The 23979-nt window shown below is 34.2% G+C and carries 24 protein-coding genes; 15 read left to right on the top strand and 9 right to left on the bottom strand.

Translation table 11 applies throughout. The features are described from left to right. Positions 1–201 precede the first annotated feature (201 nt). A complete protein-coding gene (gene pepE, locus IRZ78_RS21900) occupies positions 202–909 on the bottom strand; it encodes a dipeptidase PepE (protein WP_194618818.1) in 708 nt (235 codons plus the stop codon). Positions 910–1073: 164 nt separating this feature from the next. Between pepE and IRZ78_RS21895 the strand changes: the two genes are divergently transcribed. The 7 genes from IRZ78_RS21895 to IRZ78_RS21865 all read left to right on the top strand — a co-directional run bounded on the left by IRZ78_RS21895 (position 1074) and on the right by IRZ78_RS21865 (position 7137). Continuing rightward, a complete protein-coding gene (locus IRZ78_RS21895; protein ID WP_228520562.1) occupies positions 1074–1841 on the top strand; it encodes a carboxypeptidase-like regulatory domain-containing protein in 768 nt (255 codons plus the stop codon). Continuing rightward, complete coding sequence (locus IRZ78_RS21890) at positions 1828–2556, top strand: carboxypeptidase-like regulatory domain-containing protein (RefSeq protein ID WP_229029120.1); 729 nt, start codon at positions 1828–1830, stop codon at positions 2554–2556. Before IRZ78_RS21895 ends, IRZ78_RS21890 begins: the two co-directional genes overlap by 14 nt. Next, the gene (locus tag IRZ78_RS21885) at positions 2546–3304 is read left to right on the top strand and encodes a hypothetical protein (protein ID WP_194618817.1); all 759 of its coding nucleotides are present in this window, start codon (positions 2546–2548) and stop codon (positions 3302–3304) included. Before IRZ78_RS21890 ends, IRZ78_RS21885 begins: the two co-directional genes overlap by 11 nt. Beyond that, positions 3301–3807, top strand: coding sequence for a DUF6702 family protein (locus IRZ78_RS21880; RefSeq protein ID WP_194618815.1), 507 nt, complete (start codon positions 3301–3303; stop codon positions 3805–3807). Before IRZ78_RS21885 ends, IRZ78_RS21880 begins: the two co-directional genes overlap by 4 nt. A 66-nt stretch (positions 3808–3873) precedes the next feature. Further along, positions 3874–6111, top strand: a complete 2238-nt coding sequence (locus tag IRZ78_RS21875; RefSeq protein ID WP_194618813.1) for a M1 family metallopeptidase — start codon at positions 3874–3876, stop codon at positions 6109–6111. 103 nt (positions 6112–6214) lie between these two features. Further along, complete coding sequence (locus tag IRZ78_RS21870) at positions 6215–6574, top strand: twin-arginine translocase TatA/TatE family subunit (protein WP_194618811.1); 360 nt, start codon at positions 6215–6217, stop codon at positions 6572–6574. Then, positions 6574–7137, top strand: coding sequence for a phosphatase PAP2 family protein (locus IRZ78_RS21865; protein WP_194618809.1), 564 nt, complete (start codon positions 6574–6576; stop codon positions 7135–7137). Before IRZ78_RS21870 ends, IRZ78_RS21865 begins: the two co-directional genes overlap by 1 nt. Before the next feature lie 497 nt (positions 7138–7634). Here IRZ78_RS21865 and IRZ78_RS21860 read toward each other — a convergent pair whose 3' ends face one another. The 7 genes from IRZ78_RS21860 to IRZ78_RS21830 all read right to left on the bottom strand — a co-directional run bounded on the left by IRZ78_RS21860 (position 7635) and on the right by IRZ78_RS21830 (position 13165). Next, on the bottom strand, positions 7635–8378 hold the full coding sequence (locus IRZ78_RS21860; protein ID WP_194618807.1) for a phytanoyl-CoA dioxygenase family protein: 744 nt from the start codon (positions 8376–8378) through the stop codon (positions 7635–7637). An 89-nt stretch (positions 8379–8467) separates the two neighbouring features. Continuing rightward, a complete protein-coding gene (locus IRZ78_RS21855) occupies positions 8468–9109 on the bottom strand; it encodes an O-methyltransferase (protein WP_194618797.1) in 642 nt (213 codons plus the stop codon). Positions 9110–9219: 110 nt separating this feature from the next. Further along, entirely contained in the window at positions 9220–9618 is a 399-nt protein-coding gene (locus IRZ78_RS21850; RefSeq protein ID WP_194618795.1) for a hypothetical protein, read from the bottom strand. A gap of 255 nt (positions 9619–9873) precedes the next feature. Then, on the bottom strand, positions 9874–10425 hold the full coding sequence (locus tag IRZ78_RS21845; RefSeq protein ID WP_194618794.1) for a YceI family protein: 552 nt from the start codon (positions 10423–10425) through the stop codon (positions 9874–9876). An 8-nt stretch (positions 10426–10433) separates the two neighbouring features. Then, positions 10434–11816: a hypothetical protein gene (locus IRZ78_RS21840; RefSeq protein ID WP_194618792.1), complete on the bottom strand. Its 1383-nt coding sequence runs from the start codon at positions 11814–11816 to the stop codon at positions 10434–10436. Between the two features lie 7 nt (positions 11817–11823). Continuing rightward, a complete protein-coding gene (locus tag IRZ78_RS21835; protein WP_194618790.1) occupies positions 11824–12390 on the bottom strand; it encodes a YceI family protein in 567 nt (188 codons plus the stop codon). 208 nt (positions 12391–12598) lie between these two features. Continuing rightward, positions 12599–13165 (bottom strand): YceI family protein, encoded by a 567-nt coding sequence (locus IRZ78_RS21830; RefSeq protein WP_194618789.1) that lies wholly within the window; start codon positions 13163–13165, stop codon positions 12599–12601. Between the two features lie 319 nt (positions 13166–13484). Here IRZ78_RS21830 and rlmN point away from each other — a divergent pair, with 319 nt between their 5' ends. The 8 genes from rlmN (at position 13485) to dnaG (ending at position 23347) form a co-directional block, all read left to right on the top strand. Beyond that, a complete protein-coding gene (gene rlmN, locus IRZ78_RS21825; RefSeq protein ID WP_121322813.1) occupies positions 13485–14534 on the top strand; it encodes a 23S rRNA (adenine(2503)-C(2))-methyltransferase RlmN in 1050 nt (349 codons plus the stop codon). A 302-nt stretch (positions 14535–14836) separates the two neighbouring features. Further along, entirely contained in the window at positions 14837–15814 is a 978-nt protein-coding gene (locus IRZ78_RS21820; RefSeq protein ID WP_194618787.1) for a polyprenyl synthetase family protein, read from the top strand. Between the two features lie 60 nt (positions 15815–15874). Beyond that, complete coding sequence (locus IRZ78_RS21815) at positions 15875–16429, top strand: LemA family protein (protein WP_194618785.1); 555 nt, start codon at positions 15875–15877, stop codon at positions 16427–16429. Positions 16430–16441: 12 nt separating this feature from the next. After that, positions 16442–18358, top strand: coding sequence for a DUF2207 domain-containing protein (locus tag IRZ78_RS21810; protein ID WP_194618783.1), 1917 nt, complete (start codon positions 16442–16444; stop codon positions 18356–18358). Positions 18359–18679: 321 nt separating this feature from the next. Beyond that, entirely contained in the window at positions 18680–19240 is a 561-nt protein-coding gene (locus IRZ78_RS21805; protein ID WP_194618781.1) for an RNA polymerase sigma factor, read from the top strand. Then, positions 19227–19943, top strand: coding sequence for a hypothetical protein (locus tag IRZ78_RS21800; protein ID WP_194618779.1), 717 nt, complete (start codon positions 19227–19229; stop codon positions 19941–19943). The genes IRZ78_RS21805 and IRZ78_RS21800 overlap by 14 nt, the downstream gene beginning before the upstream one ends. Before the next feature lie 166 nt (positions 19944–20109). Beyond that, positions 20110–21153, top strand: coding sequence for a hypothetical protein (locus IRZ78_RS21795; protein WP_194618777.1), 1044 nt, complete (start codon positions 20110–20112; stop codon positions 21151–21153). A gap of 127 nt (positions 21154–21280) precedes the next feature. Next, positions 21281–23347 (top strand): DNA primase, encoded by a 2067-nt coding sequence (dnaG, locus tag IRZ78_RS21790; RefSeq protein ID WP_194618775.1) that lies wholly within the window; start codon positions 21281–21283, stop codon positions 23345–23347. On the opposite strand, the gene IRZ78_RS21785 is transcribed toward dnaG, so the two are convergent. Next, positions 23344–23973 (bottom strand): response regulator transcription factor, encoded by a 630-nt coding sequence (locus IRZ78_RS21785; RefSeq protein ID WP_026730588.1) that lies wholly within the window; start codon positions 23971–23973, stop codon positions 23344–23346. The genes dnaG and IRZ78_RS21785 overlap by 4 nt on opposite strands. Positions 23974–23979 lie beyond the last annotated feature (6 nt).

Genomic DNA, 23979 nt, shown 5'->3' with positions numbered 1-23979 from the left:
CACCCGGGTGGCCCCCCCTCCCCCCCCCCCCTACCCCCATAAAACACCCCCAAAAAATTTTTTGGGGTTTTTTTTTTTTTTTTTTTTTTTTTTTTTTTTGAAATTCCAATATATTGGAAATGGATCAACACGAAAACTCCAAATTCCAATTTATATTAATCGCTTTATTGTTGGAATTTGGAATTTTAAAAATTAGGAATTTTATTTAAGATTGCTCAAATCACTTTCAGTTTCTAATTCCTTTGGAGTTTCGTTTTGTAAAAATAAACGAGCCGATAAATTTCCTTTTAAAGTAATTGTGTTGCCTTTTACTTCGAGCCAGCTACCTTCTCTTAAGCCTAAAACAGGAATAGTGTTAAAAGCATGAAACTCCTTAATTCTCGTTTCGCGCGTTTCTCCCATATGTTTAGATTGCGTGTCAGGGTCTAAATAATGCGGATTTAAGTTGAAAGGAATTAATCCCAATGTTTGAAAACTTGGCGGGTAAATAATAGGCATATCATTAGTCGTTTGCATCGATAAACCGCAAATGTTCGATCCGGCACTCGTTCCTAGATACGGTGTTCCGTTTTTTACGGTTTCTGCCAAAACCTGCATGACATTGTGTTTGTATAATTGGGTAACCAGTAAAAAAGTATTTCCGCCGCCGGTAAATATTCCTTCGGCATTTTTTATCGCGTCACCTGCATCATCAAATTCATGAATTCCCTTAACTGAAATGTTTATTGATGCAAATGCTTGTGAAACTTTGCTGGTGTACTGGTCATGCGAAATGCCGCCGGGACGAGCAAAAGGTATAAATAAAATACTTTTGCAATTTTTAAAATGCGATTCTAAAGTAGGGAGTAGATACTCTAAATAGCTGCCTTCGTGAAGTGTAGAAGTGCTGGCAATAATAATGCTTTTCATAAAATTTAAACTCAGATTGTTTAGGTTAAAGATATTAAAAAGTCTCTTTTTACTGGTGATAAACAAACTTTAATTAACATATTTTTACCATGTCCTTAATACTAAATTTGCAATAGATTAAGATATTTTTACAGCTTTAAGAAAATCTCTAATTTTTTGTCATTTTGATTCATAAGGCTATATGTGTTTTGATATTTGTTGTAGGGCAGGCCGGCTGGTGTCAGTCTGACGACAGAACGATGTTGAATGGTCGTATAACTGCAAACAGTGCCGATTTAGAAGGCGTTTATGTTATTAATGCGCAAACAGAGGTAATGACCACAACCAATGAGTTGGGATCTTTTTCGATTGCTGCAAAACCAGGAGATGAAATCGTTTTTTCGTCTATACAATTCAAAGAAAACAGAGTTTTGTTGAAAACGGAAAATTTTTCGGATGTCAATTTCTCTGTTAGGCTCAATATAGTAATGCATCAATTACAGGAAGTTGTTGTTAAGAATTATAATGGTATAAATGCTGTTGCTTTGGGGATTATTCCAAGTGGTCAAAAATCCTATACAGAGGCCGAAAGGAAATTGCATACGGCGACGGCATTAAATGCTACTGCAAACGCAGGAGGTATGGCTGGAGGTTCTTTTTCTGCAGATCCGCTATTGAACTTTTTCTCGGGCCGCACCGCAATGCTTAAAAAAGAAGTAGCAGTTGAGAAAAAAGAATTTTTTCTGAAGCTTTTAGAACGTATGTTTACGCTGGAACATTTTATTGACCGATTGAAAATTCCGGCAGAATATGTAAAAGGCTTTGAATATTATGCAGTTGAAAATGATAAATTCACAGTAATTTTGAATTCTAAGAACAGAACCTCAACAGAGTTTTTGTTAGGAGAATTAGCTGTAAAATATAAAGAAATAATTGAACGTGAGAATAAATAGCATTTTACAAATAACCCTTTTGTTATTGATCGTTCAGATTAGTTTTGGACAAAACAACACTTCAAAAGAAATTACCGGGCAAATATTTGAACAATCTTCGAATGTCGAGGGAGTCAATATTATCAATAATACAACCCAGGTTACTGCTGTTTCAGATGCAGGCGGTATGTTTTCTATTGTGGTAAAAGAAGGTGATGTGTTGGTTTTTTCGGCTGTAAATCTGGATCCGTTCAAACGCCGAATTACAATTGAAGATTTAAATTCAGGTTCTATTGTGGTTAAAATGAAAGCCAAAGAGATAGAATTGAAAGAAGTGATTGTAAATGAAAACGCAAATGTTACTGCTGAAAATTTAGGTATAATTCCGTACGGTCAAAAAAAATATACTCCGGCCGAAAGAAAAGTCTATACCGCGACTTCAACTCCTGGAGATATGTTACTTAACGCAATTTCCGGCCGAACTGCCATGCTCAAAAAAGAAGTAAATATTGAGAAAAAAGAGATTCTTTTCAGGAAAATAGAATATCTTTTTGATGAGAATTATTATACAGAAAGATTAAGAATTCCAGTGGCAGATATCAAAGGATTTCAATTATATTGTGTAGATGATGCTGAATTTGCCGTATCTTTGGATACTAAGAACAAAACGATGAGTATGTTTTTAATAACAGATTTAGCAAGGAAATATCTAACAATTCTCGAAAATGAAAAATAAACTAGGAATACTCGTTGTGTGCTTATTTTGCCAGATTGCACTGGGACAAAATAATTCAAGGAAGCCATTACATGGACAAGTTGTGAATGATTCTATAACTCTTGAAAGTGGTTATGTAATGAATTTAAATGCCAATATCAGAACTTTTATTAGTTCAAATGGTTTGTTTGATATTATGGCAAAGCCAAAAGATACTTTATTGATTACAAGTATGGCTTTTCAGTCTAAAAAAATTGTTTTAACAGAAAAAAATTGCGCCGACAGACTTTTCTTAGTACAGATGGATTTGGTGAGCAATCAGTTAAAAGAGGTTGTGGTTCACAAAGATTTAAAAGTAAAAGCATTTGATAAAAATAGCCAGGCTATAGTAGATACTAAATTTGTTGATGATGAAAAGTCGTCTCCTAAAAATAGATTTATCTATGATGGTACAATTGAAAACGGAGTTGATTTTGTGCGAATATTTAAAGACGCAAAAAAATTAATGAGAAAGAAAGATGTTGATGTAGTGCCGGAAGAAGAAGCGAGTGATTTTGCTTTTACCATGTATGCAAAAGCTAATTTTACTCCTGATTTTTATACAGATACATTAAAATTGAAAAAAGAAGAAGTAGATATCTTTTTACTGTTTTGTGCTGTTGATCCGGAATCTAAAAAACATTTAAAACAAGAAGAAAAGTTTGAACTAATGGATTTTCTGATTACTAAAAATCAGGAATTCAAAAAAGTGAATGTTTCCGGGAAATGAAAAAAAGATTAACCTATTCTTTACTAGTAATACTGTTTTTATCCCTTACAGCGTTTTCATTCCATAAATTTTATATGGGAGTTTTTCAGGTCAATTATGCGGCCGAAAAGAAAATGATTCAAATTACTTCCCGAATTTTTATCGATGATCTGAATAACGGGATGGAAAAGAAATACCATCAAAAAACTTATGTTGGTACTGATAAGGAAACCCAGGCTGATATTGATTTATTGAAAAAATATCTTGCTGAAAATTTTACTATAAAAATAAACGGTCAGTCAAAACCCATTACTTTTTTATCTAAAGAAGTAGAAGCAAACGATGTTTTGGTTTGTTATTCCAGAATAAAAGACATTAATACATTTAAAACAATCGAAATTTCGAACACTATTTTAGTCGATTGGAATGCCGAACAGCAAAATATTACACATATATCAGCATTTGGCACTAAAAAGAGTGTTCTCTTTACGGAATCTTCAAGGAAAGAATTGTTAAAGTACTAAATGATAGTTAAAATTATTATTTTAATTGTTATTTTCACACCCTGATAAAATTACCATTAAAAATTTATGAAAAAACTTTCATTATTATTGATTTTTCCTGCAATCTTAATCGCTCAGGAAAAAACAGTTGCGCCAAAACAACAAGGAAAGTACGATACAAACAAATTCAGCCAGATGTATGATTTGTTGGCAACACCTAATATGTTCCGTACAGCATCCGGAGCACCAGGGCCAGCATATTATCAGCAACAGGCAGATTATAAAATTGACATCGAATTAGACGATAAAAATTCAAAAATAAACGGTTCTGAGGTGATTACCTATTCAAACAATTCACCGGATAGTTTAGAGTATTTATGGATTCAGCTGGATCAGAATCAGGCAAAGCCAAAAACTCAGACCTCTTTGGCCGAAAGCGAAAAAATAAATCAGGTTTTACCACTTGAAGGTTTTTCGAGCAAATATTTAAAGAAAGATCTTGAACGCGGTTTTAATATCGAATATGTAAAAGATTCAAAAGGAAACCCAATGTCGTATACCATCAATGAAACGATGATGCGTATTAATCTTGTAACGCCTTTAAAGCCGGGTGAGAAAATTTCAATGGCTATAAAATGGTGGTATAATGTAAATAATTATAGAAAAGAAGGCGGGCGTTCAGGTTATGAATTCTTCGAGAAAGACGGAAATAAATTATATGTAATTGCACAGTTTTATCCAAGAATGGCCGTATATAACGATGTCGAAGGATGGCAGAATATGCAGTTCTGGGGAAGCGGAGAATTTGCTTTGCCTTTTGGAAATTTTGATGTAAACATTACAGTTCCTGCAGATCACGTAATAGATGCTACAGGGGAATTAACAAACAGAAGCGAAGTTTTTACACCAGAACAGGTAAAACGTTACGAACAAGCTCAAAAATCATTTGATAAACCTGTTGTAATTGTTACACAGGCAGAAGCTGAAGCAGCAGAAAAAGGATTCTCTGAAAAGAAAAAAACATGGAAATTTAGTGCAAAAAATGTACGTGATTTCGGTATTGCTTCTTCAAGAAAATTCATTTATGATGCAATGGCCGTAAAAATTGGCAACAGAGTGGTTATGGCAGAATCTGTTTATCCAAAAGAAGCAAATCCGCTTTGGGGAGAAACATCAACAATGGTTGTAGCACATACCTTAAAAAGTTATTCATCACACACATTTGATTATCCTTATCCAAAAGCAGTATCAGTTTCTGCAGAAGATCAAGGTATGGAATACCCAATGATTTGTTGGAATTTTGGTCGCCCGGATGAAAATGGAGTGACAAGTAAAGAAGTTAAAAACGGAATGATTGGTGTTGTAATTCATGAAGTAGGGCACACTTTCTTCCCGATGATTGTAAACTCTGATGAGCGCCAATGGAGCTGGATGGATGAAGGTTTGAATTCATTTTTAGAATATTTGGCAGAGCAGGAATGGGATGCTAATTTCCCTTCAAGACGTGGTCCTGCAAAAAATATCGTTCCTTATATGAGTGGTGATCAAAAGTTTTTAGAGCCAATTATGTCAAACTCAGAAACGATTCATCAATTTGGAAATAATGCATACGGAAAACCAGCTACAGGACTTAATATTTTAAGAGAAGTTGTAATGGGCAGAGAATTGTTTGATTATGCTTTTAAAACCTACGCCAACAGATGGAAGTTCAAGCATCCAACCCCTGAAGATTTCTTTAGGACTATGGAAGATGCTTCTGCGGTAGATCTTGACTGGTTTTTTAGAGGATGGTTTTACTCAACAGATTTTGTCGATATTGGCATCAAAGATGTAAAACAATATTATGTTTCTGAAACTCCAACAGCCGACCTTAAAGATGTAAAAGTGAAAAAAGGACGCTTTGGTTTCGAAAAAGGACCATTTGTTTATTTAGTAGCAGGAGATAATGCAGAGGTCAATGATTCGAGCAAAAAAGCCTTAAAAGTAGAAGATGTAAAATCATTGGCTGATTATGTAAGCCAGACTTTTACAGCTCAGGAAAAAGCAGAACTTAAATCGCCTAAATATTTCTATGAAGTAGAATTTAATAAGCCAGGCGGCATGATTATGCCAATTCTGGTAGAGATTACTTACGAAGACGGAACAAAAGAGAATTACCAATATCCGGCTCAGATCTGGAGAAAAAGTAATGATACCGCAAAGAAAGTTTATGCAACTTCAAAATCGATAAAAAGCATTCAGATAGATCCAAAATTAATGACAGCTGATATTGATGTGACCAATAATTCCTGGCCAAAAGTAGAAGTAAAGTCTAAATTTGAGTAATAATAAGCCTGAAAGACTCTGAAAAGAGTCTTTTTTTTTAAGTAAATTTTAAAACTCTCAGCTACAAAATTTAATATCTTTGTGGCACACAAAAATAAAAGATATGTTTGGTATAGGAGGAGGAGAACTAGTTTTTATACTGTTTATAGTACTAATGCTTTTTGGTTCAGACAAAGTGCCTGAAATTGCTCGTACAATGGGTAAAGCAATGGCGCAGCTAAAAAATGCAACCAATGATATTAAAAGTGAAATTCAAAAAGGGGCGGAGGCCAACGGTCTTGACCAAAACTCTTTAAACAGTATCACAGGTAATATCAATGCTCAGATTAACGATGCTAAAACAAATCTATTAGGAGACAGTACAAATTTAACTTCAAATATGTTGGGTGATACGGCCACAGAAATAGATAAAGTAAAAGAAGATATAGATTCTATCTCAGGACCCGTAAAACGCCAATTATAATGCTCGAAAGAATAAAAGAATTAGATACCAGTCTATTGGTATACCTTAACAGTTTAGGTTCACAAACATACGATAAGTTGTGGCTGATTATTACCAATCAGTTAAACTGGACACCACTTTTTTTATTAATGTTTTATCTTATTTACAAAAAAATAGGAGGAAAGCAAACCCTTTATGTATTGTTGTTTATAGCGGTTTTAATTGCTTTTACAGATCAAACCACGAACTTGTTTAAATACACATTTCAACGTTTACGTCCTTGTAATAACCCAGATATCAATACAATTATACGTGTTGTTCAGGTACGTAAATCCTATAGTTTTTTCTCAGGACACGCCGCCAATACAATGGCAGTAGCAACCTTTCTTTATTTGGTATTAAAACGTCATTTTAAATATTTGGGATTCTTGTTTTTATGGCCTTTAATTTTCGCCTACAGCCGAATTTATTTAGGATTACACTATCCTGGAGATATCCTTACAGGTTATTTCTTTGGAGCACTTTTCGGTTTCTTAATTTATTTAGTGTACCGAAAACTAAAACCACAATATTTTCCGGGATAATTTTCAGGAGCTATTTACTTGGTCAGTTCGCTGTCGCTAGTGTCCAGCTCTCCGCTATATCTTTTGTTTTTTAAAGAAAAAAACAAAAGGATGCCGCTTCCATCTGGGCTATGCCGCTCATTTTCAAAAGAAATTTTATTCTATAAAAAGATAAAAGGCTTTAACCAAAACATTATGTTTTGGTTAAAGCCTTTTTTAATTTAATTAAATTTTAACCTCAATATTGTCATCTCGACAGAAGGGAGAGATCACACGCGTAAATCTACAAAGATTGGTGAATTTCTGTTTTAATTTCCTTGCTGTTGAAATGACAAACTACACAGAAATATTATTATGAAAATGATTGCCCTAGCCCCGATAGAAGTGGAAATCCTCTTGTGTCCGCCGCGGCGGACACAAGAGATTGAAACGGATTGCTTGGCTCAGGCTCGGGTGCGGGATTTGCTCCTGAAAAAAAATTAGGTTTTTATTATAGAAATCGAAATGACAAATAACAACTAAATCATTTCACTAAAAGAAGAATTCTCAAGAATAGTTTTTTCGCTCCATTCTAATTCTTCAGGAAGTTGTTGTTTGCTCAGTTCAATATGAATAACCCTTCTTCTTTCGTTATTGGTAGTTTTGTTTGAGGCGTGAAACAGTAAAGGTTTCATGATCATAATACCGCCTTTTTCGACTTCGCAGATGGTTTCTTTTTCCTTCTCAAAATCTAAATGTTCGATTCTCAAAATTCCTTTAGAATGCGAATTATTGATCACCTTTAAAGCACCATTATCTTTCGTCGTTTTATCAATATGAATTCTGATTGTAAAGTTATCTTCTAGAATTTCTTTAGGAGGCTGAACAGCAAACTGATTTTGTTTTACAGTCCAGTTTTCAAAGTTTGCAGCTTCAGTTTTTTTATTAACCGAAATAGTTAAATCCTGATGATAAGCCACAAACCAATTCGACTTTTCAGGTTTATCAAAATAAATCGATTTGGTTATAAAGTATCCCTTGCCAAAATTTGAGGCTATAATATCTTTTAAGTTCTCATTAAAGATATAGGGTAGCGTTTCAGGAACTTCTTTGTGAAATTGTCTTATAGCAAATAAATCCTGGGATTTTCTAAAAGTGGTATTCTCAGTTTTATTTTCTGTACTATTTTCAATTAAAGAAATCAGTTTTTCGATTTCATTTTCAGAATAAATATCATTAATAATTGTAAAACCTTCGGAATTTATCTCACCCGTGTAATTCATTACTTATATTTTTGAGTTGCTTTTGCTTCAGCTGTTTTTATACTCCATTGCACAACTTGTATCTTAGTGCCTGGAACTCAGAATCTTTTTTAAAGTACTCTGCTAACCGTCAAGCCATCACGAATAGGCAATAAAACCGTCTCCACTCTAGGATCGTTTTTCAAAAGTAAGTTATATTCTAAAAGTACTTTTGTACTCACATCATTAGGGTGAACAGGTTCCAGGATTTTTCCGCTCCACAAAACATTATCAGATAAAATGATTCCGCCTTTATTCATTTTAGGAACAATCATTTCCCAATAATTTAAATAGTTTTCTTTATCGGCATCAATAAAAACCAAATCAAATTTTACATCCAGATTTGGGATAATATCAACGGCTTCACCTAAATGCTGAAAAATTTGTTTTCCCCAAGGCGATGCATCAAAATATTTACGCTGAAAATCAACCAGTTCTTCTTTAATATCAATAGTATGCAATTGTCCCTTTTCCTGCATTCCTTCGCACAGGCACAAAGCAGCATATCCTGTATAAGTACCAATTTCAAGAATATTTACCGGACGAATCAGTTTAGACAACATGCTTAAAACGCGACCCTGAAAATGTCCGCTTAACATTCTTGGTAAAAGTATTTTCTGGTACGTTTCCTTATGAAGTTTCGCTAATAATTCCGGTTCGTTTTCAGAATGTTGTTCGATATAATCTTCCAGTTCTTGTGATATAAAATGCATGTTGTAGAGTTCTAAATTTGAAAAGCAAAAATACAAAAATATCGCTTCGCTTTTTTGCATAAAAAAACCATCCGCGTGGCGGATGGTCTTAGTTTTAAATTCAAAAGAAACTATTTTTTCAAAGCTTCATTTACATCTTTAGCCGTTTTTACGGTTCCGTCTTTAGCGGCTTTTGCAGCTGCTTCGGCTTTTGCAGCTGCTTTTTTTGATGCCTCTTTTACGTCTGAAGCGGTTTTCTTAGCGGCGTTTTCTACATCATCTGCTGTTTTTTTAGTAGCATCTTTTACATCCTGAACGGCATTCTGAGAAGCTTCTTTAGCACTTGCAGCAGCATTTTCTGCCTTAACAACTGCACTGTCTTTTACTTCTTGAATATCTGTTGTTAGAGTGTCCACTTTGTTTCCAAGAGTTAATTCGTCTTCTGCTGGTTTTGTTTCTTTCTTTTCGCAAGATTGAACAGCGAATGCTAATAAAGCGACAACAGCTAAGCTTAAAATTTGTTTTTTCATAATGAATGATTTTTTTTAGGTTGATAAAATTTAAAGGTTATAAAGCTGAAAAATAAAGATACACATTTTAAAATCATTGAGCTCTTTGTAAGATTATTTTCCTTTTGACGTTAAGACAATTCTCGTGCCAAATTTTAACAGCTAAAAAAAATAGTATGAAATTTTTAAAAATAAAAAAGGTACCTCGCCACAAGATACCTTTAAAAACAAATTATACATGAAAACAAATTTAAAGACAAATTCTAAATTAGATTTTTAGTTTTTGTATAAACTAAAATTAACTACGATTTCATCTCTAACTTTTATTAATCCCGCCATTTTTACGGGAGGTTCTAATTCTATATCAGAAAAATTTAAATTAAGTGATCCCTCAACTTTATTATCAGAACTGTACAATATAAAATCCTTGTAGTTAAGAGTTTTGTTTGTAATCAAAAAAGTGAGATTGCATTTGTAATTTTTACCAAATTGTTGCACATCTGTGATCCTTACAGTACTGTTAGGGAACTTTTTTACTTTTACGGTTCCTTGGAGATCTTTAGTCATGATTTTGTTTCCACAATCAAAATCCGACATTTTAATCTCAGTGTTGAAATTGTTTTTTTTGTTCGAATTCAGGAAAACAGTATCCTTTTTTGAAAACGTATTCGAACAATTGTATTTACCTACAGTAGATATTCCGGTAATTTCTATTTTAATTTTATTTATTACCAAAGTTGTATTTTCTGCTGGAAAAGTGGGTTTAGCACTTCCGAAAAAAAAGAAAATTGCTAAACCCGTAATTAAGATTAAAAATCTTGTTTTCATTTTTTTTTTTAGAATGAAATTGTAGCTTCAAACATTAGTCCTTCAAATTTTCCGCCGTAGAAATCATTTGGCATAGATACACCACCTACGTTTGCGAATTGTTGGTAATTTTTATAATTCTGTTGCACGTATGAAAGTTTTGCCAGAATGTTTTTAGTCATAAACCAACCTGCAGCAGCTTCAAATCTATTTACCTGAACAGCTTCGGCATCAGAGTTTCTTAGTTTACCATCTACTAAGTTGTATTTGGCACCTACATATAGATTCTCATGACTTCCAAAACGGTATACTAAATCTCCAACATATTGGTTGACTTTACGAGTATCATCAGTTCCTTTATAATCACCTCCAGAAGCAAATTCTAAAGTACCAAAGAATTCAAAACCTTTATATTTTACAAAAGGGTTAACCATGTAAGAATTGGCCCAGTTTCCAAATCCGGGATTAAATCTACCCGTATCCTTATTGCTTTCAGAATCTAAGATGTTTGAAGCTGGGTAACCAATTGTTCCGGCATGTGTCATAACACTATAAAAACGGCTTCCTGCTCTGTCTGAAGAATATAAGTTTCCGCTAGAATTTGCTGTGTGATATAAAGATCCGGTAAGTCTGATTCTTAAATCACTATTAATTTGTTTATCCCAGCCTAGTTTAGCTAAAATCGTAGGGCTAATAGTCGTATTTTGATCCGGAGTAGCTTCAGTAGTAGGTCCTGGAATTACTTCTTGTACATTTTGATTTAATTTAGAGTTTGTTGCTCCAATCATACTTACAAAACCATTTCTGTTATAGTATATTTCAGCTCCCATTTCAGTAGTAAAAGCATCCATGATATTGTTCCCAATAAAGGGGTTTGTTATAGTATAAGCGTTGTTGCTTCGTCTAAAATGCGCATCACCATAGTTGTTCTCCATTTGACCAATTTTGATGGTCGTATATTTCATCACATCTTCAAGAAGACCTTTTTTAATGAAATCTAATTTGTCAATTTGCAAGTATCCGCCTTGCACCCAGGTTTCGTGGTGGTGTCTAGAAGCAAGATAGATGTCTAAGTTTACACGTACACCATCTGCTAATTGTGCGCCAATGGTCATATTAGCATTAGGTAAATTAAAATCGTTAGTCAGATTGTTTAATCGGTAAGCAGCATTAGCTCCAGTTAAATTTTTCTGATCGTTGAAGGAATTTATGGCCTGAAATTGTAATGCAAATGCACCACCTAAGTCAACACTAATACCTTTATAAGCAGTAGTATCTTTTCTAACGTCGAACACATTGATTGCTCTTTGGTCACGGGGAACCTGATTCTGGATATGTCCAAAGCTAAGTTGCTGCGCATTAGCAGCAAATGTGCCTGCTAGTGCTATAAATAGTAAATAGATTTTTTTCATGGTAGTATTAATTAAAGTTTAGATTAAATTTTACGGTCAAATCCTGACCAGTTTTAATAGTGCCTAACATTGCAGTAGGAGATTTCATTCCAAATTCTGTAAAAGTAATTTTGTTAGATCCCTGCAAGTTTAGTCCGTTTGCTGTAACAGTTGTTTTTACTGTTGTTTTAAGTAGTTTGCTAACTCCGGCAATAGTATAAGTTCCGGTTAACTCCCAAGTAGTTTCATTTACTTTTTCGGCAGATTTCAGCACATATTTGATGTTTTTGTTTTTATCTGTTTTCAAAGTTTCGTACGCTACTTTGTCCATGCTTTTTTTCTCGCTTTTTACGCTTTCTGCTAAAAGAGTTATCGATAAAGATTCTATATCTGTTAGTTTAGAATTTGTAATCGTCAGGTTTGCAGTTCCGGTTCCTGAGGCTGATTTCATTTCCCAGTCATGTAAGGTTGATGTACCTAAAACTGAAAAGGTAGATTTGCTGTCAAGGGTGTAACTTTTTTGAGCAGTTGCGAATGAAGTTATCCCTAAAAAGGAAATAACGAAGGCTAGTAATTTTATTTTTGTTGTTCTCATAATTATTTGTTGTTTAGAATGTTATTGTTTTTTTAGTTGTTTTATTGAGTATTAATGCTCTTAACTTTTGGTGAGTAGGCTATATGTTAAGAGCATTTTCTGGGGAAAAAAGGGGCAATATTTAGCCCATGGCCTTTACAGCCAGAGAGATAGTTAAGAATGTTTTGAAATAGATTTTAGTTTCGATTTCCTGAAAAACCGATTCAGGTTAGCTTAGAATGATGTTAAAAATAACCGTTAAGTCTTTTCCTGTTTTAACAACCCCAAGAGCTGCCTTAGGAGGAGTCATTTCAAAATCACCAAAAGTAATTTGATTAGAACCCTGCAAAATAAATTTTCCGTTATCAGACGTTACTTTTACCTGAGTTTTGTATTCTTTGCTGACACCGGCGATAGTGTAAATTCCGGTGAGATCCCAGGTTGTTTCGTTTATTTTCTCGGCCGATTTTAAAACGTATTCGATAGTTTGGTTTGTTTCTGTATTTAAGGCTTCGTAGGCCACCTTATCCATACTTGTTTTGCTGCTTTTTAAGCTTTCGGCCATTAAGGTAATAGTCAAACTATTTAAGCCTGCGAGTTTAGAATCCTTAACTGTTAGATTAGCAGTACCGGTTCCTTCTGTAGATTTCATTACCCAATCGTGCACGGTAGAAGTCCCGGCAACTTCAAATGTTGATTTATTTACCGTGTAGTTTTTTTGGGCGTTGGTGTGTAATGACAATGTGGTAAAAAGCATTGCCAATAAAATTGATTTTAGTGATGTAATTGTTTTCATTTTGATGATGCATTGGGTTATCATTCAAGTATGGAATTTAAATTTGTTAGTCTTGCTACAGACTAATAAGTGGTATTATTTCTTGGATCAAAAGTATTGTGCATACGCAGAAAATGACATGATAAAAATCATTGTTAAAATTTTATTAAAATCTTATTTATAGCTATAACGTTTTCATTTTCTTCTTTAGGAGCTAAAAACTTACAAGGGACTTATGATCTTTATTTGTTTAAGGTTTCTTTTTTTGTAATTGAATCATTTTTTAAGATTGTAGGGTACTTTATACCATTAGAAATGAACAAATACTTAAATTTGCACCATGCAAATTGAGAAAAAAGACATACGAGCCTTATCAAAAGATCAGTTACGCGATTTTTTTGTCGCTAATAATGACAAAGCTTTTCGCGGAAATCAGGTCTATGAATGGTTATGGAGCAAAGGAGCACATAGTTTTGAGGATATGACAAATGTTGCCAAAACAACCCGTTCTATGCTCGAGGATAATTTTGTTATCAATCATATAAAGGTTGATACCATGCAGCGCAGCAGCGACGGAACCGTAAAAAACGCAGTTCGTTTACATGACGGTCTTGTGGTAGAATCTGTTTTGATACCAACTGATACAAGAACAACAGCTTGTGTTTCAAGCCAGGTGGGTTGCAGTTTAGATTGTAATTTTTGTGCTACGGCACGTTTAAAAAGAATGCGAAATCTGGAAGCTGGAGAAATCTACGATCAGGTTATTGCAATTGATAAAGAAAGCCGTTTGTATCACAATCATCCACTTTCCAATATCGTTTTTATGGGAATGGGAGAGCCTTTGATGAATTATAATAATGTCATTAAAGCCATTGATATGATTACCTCGCCGGAAGGTTTAGGAATGTCTCCAAAACGTATTATGGTGTCGACATCCGGAATTCCTAAAATGATCAAGAAAATGGCCGATGATGATGTAAAATTCAAATTGGCGGTTTCTTTGCATTCTGCCATTGATGAAATACGTGCGAGAATCATGCCTTTCAGTAAAAACTTCCCGCTGGCAGATTTAAGAGAAGCATTAGAATATTGGTACAGAAAAACAAAAAATAAGATTTCGTACGAATATGTGGTCTGGAAAGGAATCAACGATGACAAAGCCTCAATTGATGCTTTGGTGAAGTTTTGTAAATATGTGCCATGTAAAGTAAATTTGATAGAATACAATCCAATTGATGACGGAGAATTCCAGCAAGCATCCGAAGAATCTATTTTGGCTTACATAAAAGCATTAGAAAATATTGGAGTTGTGGTAAAAGTTCGCCGCAGCCGAGGAAAAGATATCGATGCCGCTTGTGGTCAATTAGCCAATAAAGAAGCGGAAATGTAATTCCTTCAGGAATCATTCAACGTAAAACATGTTCCGTAGGGACATTTCATAAGTAAAGCATTAAAAACGAGATTGATTCTTGTTCTTAATGCTTTTTTTGGGCAAAAAGGATGCTGATTTTTTGGGGCACTCTTTTTTGAAAATATATTGGTGTTCAATTTTTTTTTAATTTGATGGATTCAAATTGGCAGGTAAATTGAGAATGTTTTGGACGCGTTTTCTTAATTATTCTATAAATTATTGATATACTAACCTAAAATACACAACGTTTTTTTATTTAAAATAGTATATTTGGGATCGAAATGAATATTACTTCTCAAATAAAACAGCCCATCTTTAACGAGATGGAACTTTTTGAAAAAAAGTTCCATGAATCGATGACTTCAAAGGTGGCTTTACTGAACCGTATTACCTATTATATAGTAAACCGCAAAGGAAAACAAATGCGTCCGATGTTTGTTTTTTTAACCGCAAAAATGGTTTCAGAAGGTACCGTAAATGAAAGAACCTATCGTGGTGCTTCGGTAATCGAACTTATTCATACCGCAACTTTGGTACACGATGATGTGGTAGATGACAGTAATCGCCGTCGCGGATTTTTCTCTATCAATGCCCTTTGGAAAAATAAAATTGCCGTTTTGGTGGGAGATTATTTATTGTCTAAAGGTTTGCTGCTTTCTATAGATAATGGCGATTTTGATTTACTAAGAATTATATCGGTTGCCGTTCGCGAAATGAGCGAAGGTGAATTACTGCAAATAGAAAAAGCCAGAAGACTCGACATTACAGAAGATGTTTACTACGAAATCATCCGAAAAAAAACCGCAACCCTTATTGCGGCTTGTTGTGCTCTTGGAGCAAAATCTGTAATTGAGGATGATGCTAAGGTTGAAAACATGAGAAAGTTTGGTGAACTTATCGGGATGGCTTTTCAAATCAAAGACGATTTATTCGATTATAGCGAGGAAGCCATTGGTAAACCAACCGGAATCGATATTAAAGAGCAAAAAATGACCTTGCCTTTAATTCATGTTTTAAATACCTGTACTTCGCAGGAAAAAAAGTGGCTGATAAACTCCATTAAAAACCATAATAAAGACAAAAAGCGCGTTAAAGAAGTAATTGCTTTTGTAAAAAATAATAATGGTTTGGCTTACGCCGAAAATAAAATGGTGCAATTTCAGCAAGAAGCACTTTCGTTATTAGAAAATTTCCCGGATTCGGAGTTTAAAGATGCCCTTACTTTAATGGTAAACTACGTAATCGAGAGAAAAAAATAATCTCACGCTCTATTCTTAATATTTTTATTGTTAAATTGGTATTTAATTTAATAATAAAATATGGTTATTTTACTCGTAATAGTTTCGCTTGTTGTCATTTTTGGTATTTACCTCATAGTACTTTACAACGGTTTTGTATCGAAACGCAATATGCTCGAAGAAGCGCTGAGCGGGATAGATGTTATTCTAAAAAAACGATTTGATTTAATTCCGAATCTGGTTGAAACCGTAAAAGGATATCTCACCCACGAAAAAGAAACATTGGCCAATATTGTAAGTCTGCGTAATCAAGCCCTAAATGCTGGTACTGCAGATGAAAAAATACAATTCGACAAGAAACTGGGGAATGCCGTGGGAACTATTTTTGCCCTGGCAGAAAATTATCCGGACTTAAAAGCCAATACCAACTTCTTGAGTTTACAGGAAGAATTAAGCGAAATCGAAACCGAAGTAGAACGATCAAAACGATATTATAATGCAACTGTCAGAGATTACAATATTGCCGTAGAATCTTTTCCGGGTAATATTGTGGCCAGTTCTTTTGGTTTTCCAAAGAGAAACTTCCTTGAAATAGAAGACGAAAAACAAAGAGAAACACCTAAAGTTCAGTTTTAATTGTAGTATAATATGTCCCTAAAAAAAATATTATTTGTTCTGTTTTCTATAGTTTTCTTTCAGGCCCAGGCTCAGGAAAGAATCTTGAATTTTGACGTAAAAATTAAAATAGAAAAATCAGGTACTATCAATGTAACCGAAAATATTACAATAAATGCCGAAGGTAATGATTTCAGGCACGGTCTATTAAGAGTTTTGCCGTTAAGCAGACAAGATAAAGACGGTCATCAAATCGATGTGAAATACACGATAAACTCCATCAAAAAAGATGGTGCCAAAGAAAATTATTTTACCAAAGAAGAATCCGGTGACTGGAAAATCTATATAGGAAATAAAGATATCGATCTTGAAAGAGGTATATATGATTATCAAATTAGTTATACCGTTCCTTTTCAGATAGGATATTTTGATCAATACGATGAGTTGTATTGGAATGTAACGGGAAATGGATGGAATTTACCTATCGATAAAGCAACCTGCGAAATCACTCTTCCGTCAGGTCATAAATTCGAAAATTTACATTGTTATACCGGATTATCTGGCTCTAAAGCATCAGATTGCATAAGTTCCTTAAAAACGGATCAAGCCATTGCCAGTTTTGCCACTGTAGAGCTTAAAAACTATGAAGGTTTAACGGTTGCTGCATCATTTCCTAAAGGAATTGTTGATCCGCCTACTTTTTTGCAGGAAGCAAGCTCATTTTATAAGCAAATAAAAGTAAACCTGTGGTCTGTTATTTACGGAATAGGAATGTCGCTTTTCTTCTTTTTTAGCTGGAAAAAATACGGCAAAGATCCTGTTAAGAAAACGTTGATGCCGGAATTTATGCCGCCTTTCGATTGGTCTCCTGCTAGTATAGGATATGTATACGACAGAAAAATTACGAGTAAAACCTACATGGCATCTGTTATAAATGCTTCTGTAAAAGGTGCCATTAGAATTTTGTCTACGCTAGAAAATGGAGTTTTTAAAAACAAACATACCTATGAAATTGAGGTATTAAATACTCAATCGCAAAAATTAAGTACAGAAGAATCAGATATAGTAAGTGGTTTTACGAAAAAAGACAAAATAAAAGTAGTTGATTCTAACTATAAAATTTTTGAAAAAGCCTATTCTAAATGGCTTAAAACCGTAACCAAACAAATAAAACTAGAAGATTTTTATCAAAACAATACAGAAAAAAAATGGCTTGGTTTTGCCATTTTTCTAATTGTAGGACTCACTTATGAGTTGCTTTCTAATAATAGAGGATATATAAATTATGCTTTTTATGCAGGTCTGATCGTTGCAGTTGCAGGATTAACCTATTGGTTTACAAAAAAAGATATAGGAGTTGGTATGCTTGTTTTAAGAGGTATTCTGGCCTTCTTTATTTTACCCACGGCACTATTTATATTTTTTGTTACGATTCCTTTTTTAACCACGATACAAATGGTGGTTATTGGTATTGTTTTTCTGATGTATATTTTTTACGCAAGAACTTTAGGAAAGTATACACAAAAAGGCGCTGACGCATTACACAGATTAGAAGGTTTTAAACTCTATATGCAAACGGCTGAGAAAGACCGAATGAATATGTTGAATCCTCCGGAACTTACTCCGCAATTATTCGAAAAATTATTCCCGTATGCCATTGCATTGGGAGTCGAAATAGAGTGGGGAAAACAATTTGCAGAAATTTTAGAATTAGCCAAATATGATCCTGCGTGGTATCAGGGGCAGGATACGTTTTACATGCAGCCGGCAATGTTCTTATCCAGTTTTGGAAATTCCGTGAACAGCGCAGCAGTAAATCCTAATCCGCCTTCATCATCAGGAGGATCTTCGTCTAGTTCCAGCGGGGGCAGTGGAAGCTGGAGCAGCGGAAGTTCAGGCGGCGGAAGCTCCGGCGGAGGTGGTGGAGGCGGTGGAGGCGGCGGTTGGTAGAAATCAGAAACCAGCAGTTGTCTTAAAAAATATCTTATTAAGGAAACCTTGTATTATTTATGATAGTACAAGGTTTTTTTATTTTCGATTGGGGCTGATTTAGATTATCTTGCCTGAGTGAAGAAAAAATAATGAGATAATCAGAAAATTTGTCAATTAAAAAAATATTTTTAATTGCTTGTAAAACAGTGGTTTTTAGTGGTTTTTTGGAATTTGGAATTTATTTTTTTAATTTTTTTTCCTCTCCGTGCAACCATTTTAAAACTTAACTCGTCTATGCTAATAGAAGACTATTGCTAAACTAAAACCGAAAGCTTATTAATGAAAATTATCTCCTTACATCAAGATGAAACCGAAATTATAAAGTTGGCTGTCGAAAATAATCGACAAGCACAACAGCAAATTTATAGTCGGTTTTCTTCAAAAATGTTAAGTGTATGCCGACAGTATGTAAAAGACATTCAACTGGCAGAAGATGTAATGATAACGGCTTTTATGAAAGTGTTTACCAATTTAAACAAATTTGAACATAAAGGAAGTTTTGAGGGTTGGGTTCGTAGGATAATGGTTAACGAATGTATATCCTATTTAAGAGTTCAGAAAAAAGTAAAGTTTGTTGAGGATGAAGTTTATATCGAAGAAAGTTTTAATGCAACCCAGAGTCAGTTTTCAATAGATCAGATTCAGTTTTTAATAGACGCTTTACCGGACGGATATAAAATGGTTTTTAATTTATACGCCATAGAAGGATACAAACACAATGAAATTGCAAAGATGTTAGGAATTAATGAAGGAACATCAAAATCGCAATTATCGCATGCCAGAAAGATGCTGCAAACACAGATTAATATTTTAAAAAAACAAGATAATGGAACCGAATAATTTTGAAAAGGATTTCCGTGAAAAACTAAACCAACGTAAAATTGAACCAAGCCATAAAGCCTGGGATCGATTGGATGCCATGTTAAGTATTGCTGAAGAAAAAAAGCAGCCTAAAAACAAAAAACGATGGATGTACATCGCTGCCGGTATTGTTGGTTTTTTATTAGTGGGAACACTCTTTTTTAATCAGAAGAAAAGTGTGGTTGAAATGCCAAAAGATACTGTAGTGATCAAAGAAAATCTACAAAAAGATTCCGTTGTAAAACCAGCTTTAAAGGTAATCAATCCTGTAAAGGCAGCAGTTGCGGTTTCAGAAAAAACAGCAAATCAGAATTCAGTAAAAGAAGAAAAAAGTCTAAATGTACAACCAAATAAAATCCTTAAAACTAAATCAAATCAAATAGCGGAGTCTTCAATCATCATCAAAAATAATCAAGAAAAACAATCTGTCAATAATCAGTCTTTAGCTGTTGAAACTTCTAAAAAAGAAACAGTAGATCAATTATTACAATCGGCCGAAAAAACTATTGTTGCAGAGAACTCGGTAAAACCAAAATCAAAAGTAAAAATCAATGCTAATGATTTACTCCATCAGGTCGACGGCGAATTAGAGCTTTCGTTTAGAGAAAAAATGATTACAAAAGTCAATAAAAACTACCAAACGGTAAAAGTGGCCTTGGCGAATCGAAATCAACAAGAGTAAAAGAATATAGAATATAGAGTATAGATTTTTAGTTCCGGAGGAACGATCCCTATTGTAGCGTCGGGTTTTAACCCGATGGGGATAGAATATAGAATTCACAATTAATAATTAAATAATCATCATCAATCACAATCATCAATCAATTTTAAAAAAAAATCAATCAATCATGAAAAATTTGACACTTTATCTCGTTGCCCTTATTTTTTTATTTGTTACTAAGGTACTGGGGCAGGAAACCTTTGAATCTAAAGCAAAAAAAATTGCGAATAAAATCGAGAAAATTACCAAAGACGAAAAAGCAGCTTTGAAAGAAGAAGTAGAAGTTGTGAACGTGCAATTGTCTGAAGGAAAAATTACCCAGGAACAAGCAGATAAGCGCAAAAAAGAATTGGCAGAAGCCAGAGCGAGAATTATTGAAGAAAAAGTAACAGTGGCACAAAACGAGCTTAATGATTTGGTTCAGCAAAAAGTAGACGGAAAAATCAAAGAAGATTCATTAAGCAAAAAATATAGTATTGTGTTTCATGTTAGAGACAGAGATCGGGATAATTCTAAAGATTCAATTCATGGAGAAAAAAGAACAACCTCTCAATTTGTATTTGCCATGGGGTTGAATAATATGATGGTCGATGGCAAACTTCAGGACTCTAATTATAGTTTTATGGGTTCGCATTTCTATGAGTGGGGTTTTACCTACAACAGCAGATTAATGAAAAACGACAATTTATTGCATGCAAAATATGGACTTTCATTAATGTACAATAACATTCGCCCAACAGATAACAGGAGTTTTGTAGTAAATGGAGATCAAACGGTTCTGCAGACCAATGCTATAAATCTTGATGAATCCCGTTTTAGAAATGTTTATATAGTGTTGCCGCTGCATTTAGAATTCGATTTTTCTAAACCTCAGATAAGTAACGGCAAAACATATTTTAAAACCCATAGAAGTTTCCGTTTTGGGATTGGAGGTTATGCAGGAATTAATGTAAAATCGAAACAAATCCTAAAATTTGATCAGGATGATTTAGATTATAAAACAACAATAAAAGGAGAGTATAATGTAAATAATTTTATTTACGGACTGAGTTCTTATATCGGTTACAGAGAATTTAGTTTGTATGCAAAATATGATCTAAACCCACTGTTTGAGGATAATTTAGTGAAAGAAAATAATATTTCACTGGGTATAAGAGTTGATTTAAATTAAGAATGCAGTTTAATTAGTTAGTAGAAAGCACCTTGAAAAGAGGTGCTTTTTTTATGTTAAATCGCCAAATTTCAAGATTCATTTGTGTACTTTTACAGACTTCAAATTTTTAAAAATATTTTACGTTTTGATTTCACAAGCTACTATTGATTCTGTTTTTGAAACTGCTCGTGTAGAGGAGGTTATTGGTGATTATGTTAATTTAAAGCGTGCCGGGAGTAACTATAAAGGATTAAGTCCGTTCTCAGATGAGCGCTCTCCGTCGTTCATGGTTTCGCCTGCAAAAGGAATCTGGAAAGATTTTAGTACAGGAAAAGGAGGGAATTCTGTCAAATTTTTGATGGAGCATTCGCAATTTACCTATCCGGAAGCCATTCGATATCTGGCCAGAAAATACAATATTGAAATTGAAGAAACAGAACAAACAGATGCTGAAAAAGCAATGACGGATGTTCGCGAAAGTATGTACTTGGTTTCTGAATTTGCCAAAGACTATTTTAATAAAACACTTTTAAATTCAGAAGAAGGAAAAGCAATTGGACTCTCTTATTTTAAAGAAAGAGGTTTTACCAATGAAACCATCAAAAAGTTTAGTTTAGGATATTCACCGGAAACCTGGGACGCCCTGACCAAAGAAGCTTTGGGTAAAGGGTATAAACTGGAATTTCTGGAAAGTACCGGTCTAACCATTGCAAGGGAAGACCGTCCTTTTGACCGTTTCAAAGGTCGTGTGATGTTCCCCATAGAAAGTATGTCGGGCCGTGTTTTAGGTTTTGGAGGACGTATTTTAACCAATGATAAAAAAGCAGCGAAGTACCTGAACTCGCCAGAAAGTGATATTTACCATAAAAGTAAAGTACTTTATGGTATTTTTCAGGCCAAACAATCTATAGCCAAACAAAACAATTGTTATCTGGTTGAAGGTTATACCGATGTGATTCAGTTTCACCAGGCCGGAATCGAGAACGTTGTGGCTTCATCAGGAACTGCTTTAACGCCAGATCAGATTCGTTTGATCAATAGGTTAACAAGAAACATTACAGTGCTGTTTGACGGGGATGCTGCAGGATTACGAGCTTCTGTTCGAGGAATCGATTTGATTCTGGAAGAAGGAATGAACGTAAGGGTTTGTGCTTTTCCTGACGGAGAAGATCCCGATAGTTTTGCCAGAAAAAATTCGCATGATGATCTTGTTGCTTATTTGGAAGAAAACAGTAAAGATTTTATACAGTTTAAAGCGTCTCTCTTAATGAAAGAGGCCAAAAACGATCCTATAAAAAAAGCCGATTTGATTCGCGATATGGTCGTTAGTATTTCGAAAATTCCGGATCGTATTCAGCGTGAAATTTATACTCAGGAATGTGCCAGAATCATGGATATTTCTGAGCAGGTATTAGTGAGTACTTTGGCTCAGCTAATTCAAAAAGATCTTGCAGAAGTTAGTAAAAAGCAACAGAAGGAACAAAAACCGTTTGAAGTTTTTAGAAACCAAACTCCAAAACAAGGCAGTTTTTCAGGAGGAGATCCTGAAGATCCAAGAAATGGTCCTCCTGAAGATTATTATCCGGGAGAGCCTGGATATCCGGTAGCAGAACCTGCAGAAAAAGTAGATATTTTGTATCGTTTAGAACGAAAAGTAATTGAGATTTTATTGCTTTACGGAGATAAGACAGAAGAATTTGAAGATGTACTTTTAAAAAATAACGATGAAGGTGAAGTTGTAATGGTCTCTGAAATGAGAGCTTACAAAGTATACCAGCGTATTTATCTGAGTTTGCAGGAAGATGAGGTAGAGCTTTCTAATAATTTGTTCCGCGATATTTTTACAGACCTAATTGGTTTTTATAACCAACATGAAAAATTTAGTCTCGAACAGTATTTAATGCGTTTGCAGCCTGATTTTGCTCAGGAAGTTACCGATATTTTAATGGAAGATGAAAGGCTGACGCTTCACGATTGGGAAGGGCAGAATATTTTCTCGAAAATGAAACACGAAACGATAGCGCAATACGTTACAGAAACCATTATGTCTATGCGTTGGTTTTTGGTGGGTAAAATCATCGAGGAATTAAAAAGCTCTATACAACCTGATAATTCAGATAATACAGAGCTTTTGTCTATGGTTGTCGATTACTCAAAATTAGTTAATGCATTCTCGAAAAAACTAGGAAGAGTAATGTCGAGGTACCATTAAATAATTTCTAAAGTCTTCGCTTTGTTAACTAAGTCAACTAAATTAGTAACATTTAATTTAGTCAATAATCTTAATTTGTAAGTACTGATCGTTTTTTCGTTCAGGTTTAAGATTTTAGAGATTTCATTGTTTTTCTTACCATCACTTAAGTAACGTAAAACTTCGATCTCACGATTGGAAAGTTTTCTGTACAAACGCTCGCTTTTGCTTTGTTTAGCAATAAGAGCCATGTTTTTACGTACAGTTTCGTTGATGATAATTTTTCCTTCGTGTACTTTAATAATAGAAAGACCTAAAGTTTCAAGTTTTTCTGTTTTGTGCACATACCCGGAAACTCCTGCTTTAATTGCATTTGGAGCATACATTTGTTCAGCGAGGTCACTAAAAATTACAATTTTTGTTTTTGGGAAATTTTTCAAAATCGACTTCACTTCGAAGATGCTCGAGAGGCCTTCGAGCTCTAAGTCGAGGATTAGGATGTCAATTTCCTTCGTTTGAAGGATATCTCTAACCATTGAAAAATTGCCTACGTTGGCAACAATTGAAATTTGATCGTGGTCTTTAAAATAAGACTTAACGCCAAAGTGAGTCACAGGATGATTGTCTGCAAGACATACTTTAATCATAATTTT

It is taken from the genome of Flavobacterium sp. CSZ, from assembly GCF_015350725.1.
Classification (GTDB): Bacteria; Bacteroidota; Bacteroidia; order Flavobacteriales; family Flavobacteriaceae; genus Flavobacterium.
This window is presented reverse-complemented; position numbering and strand designations above follow the sequence as displayed.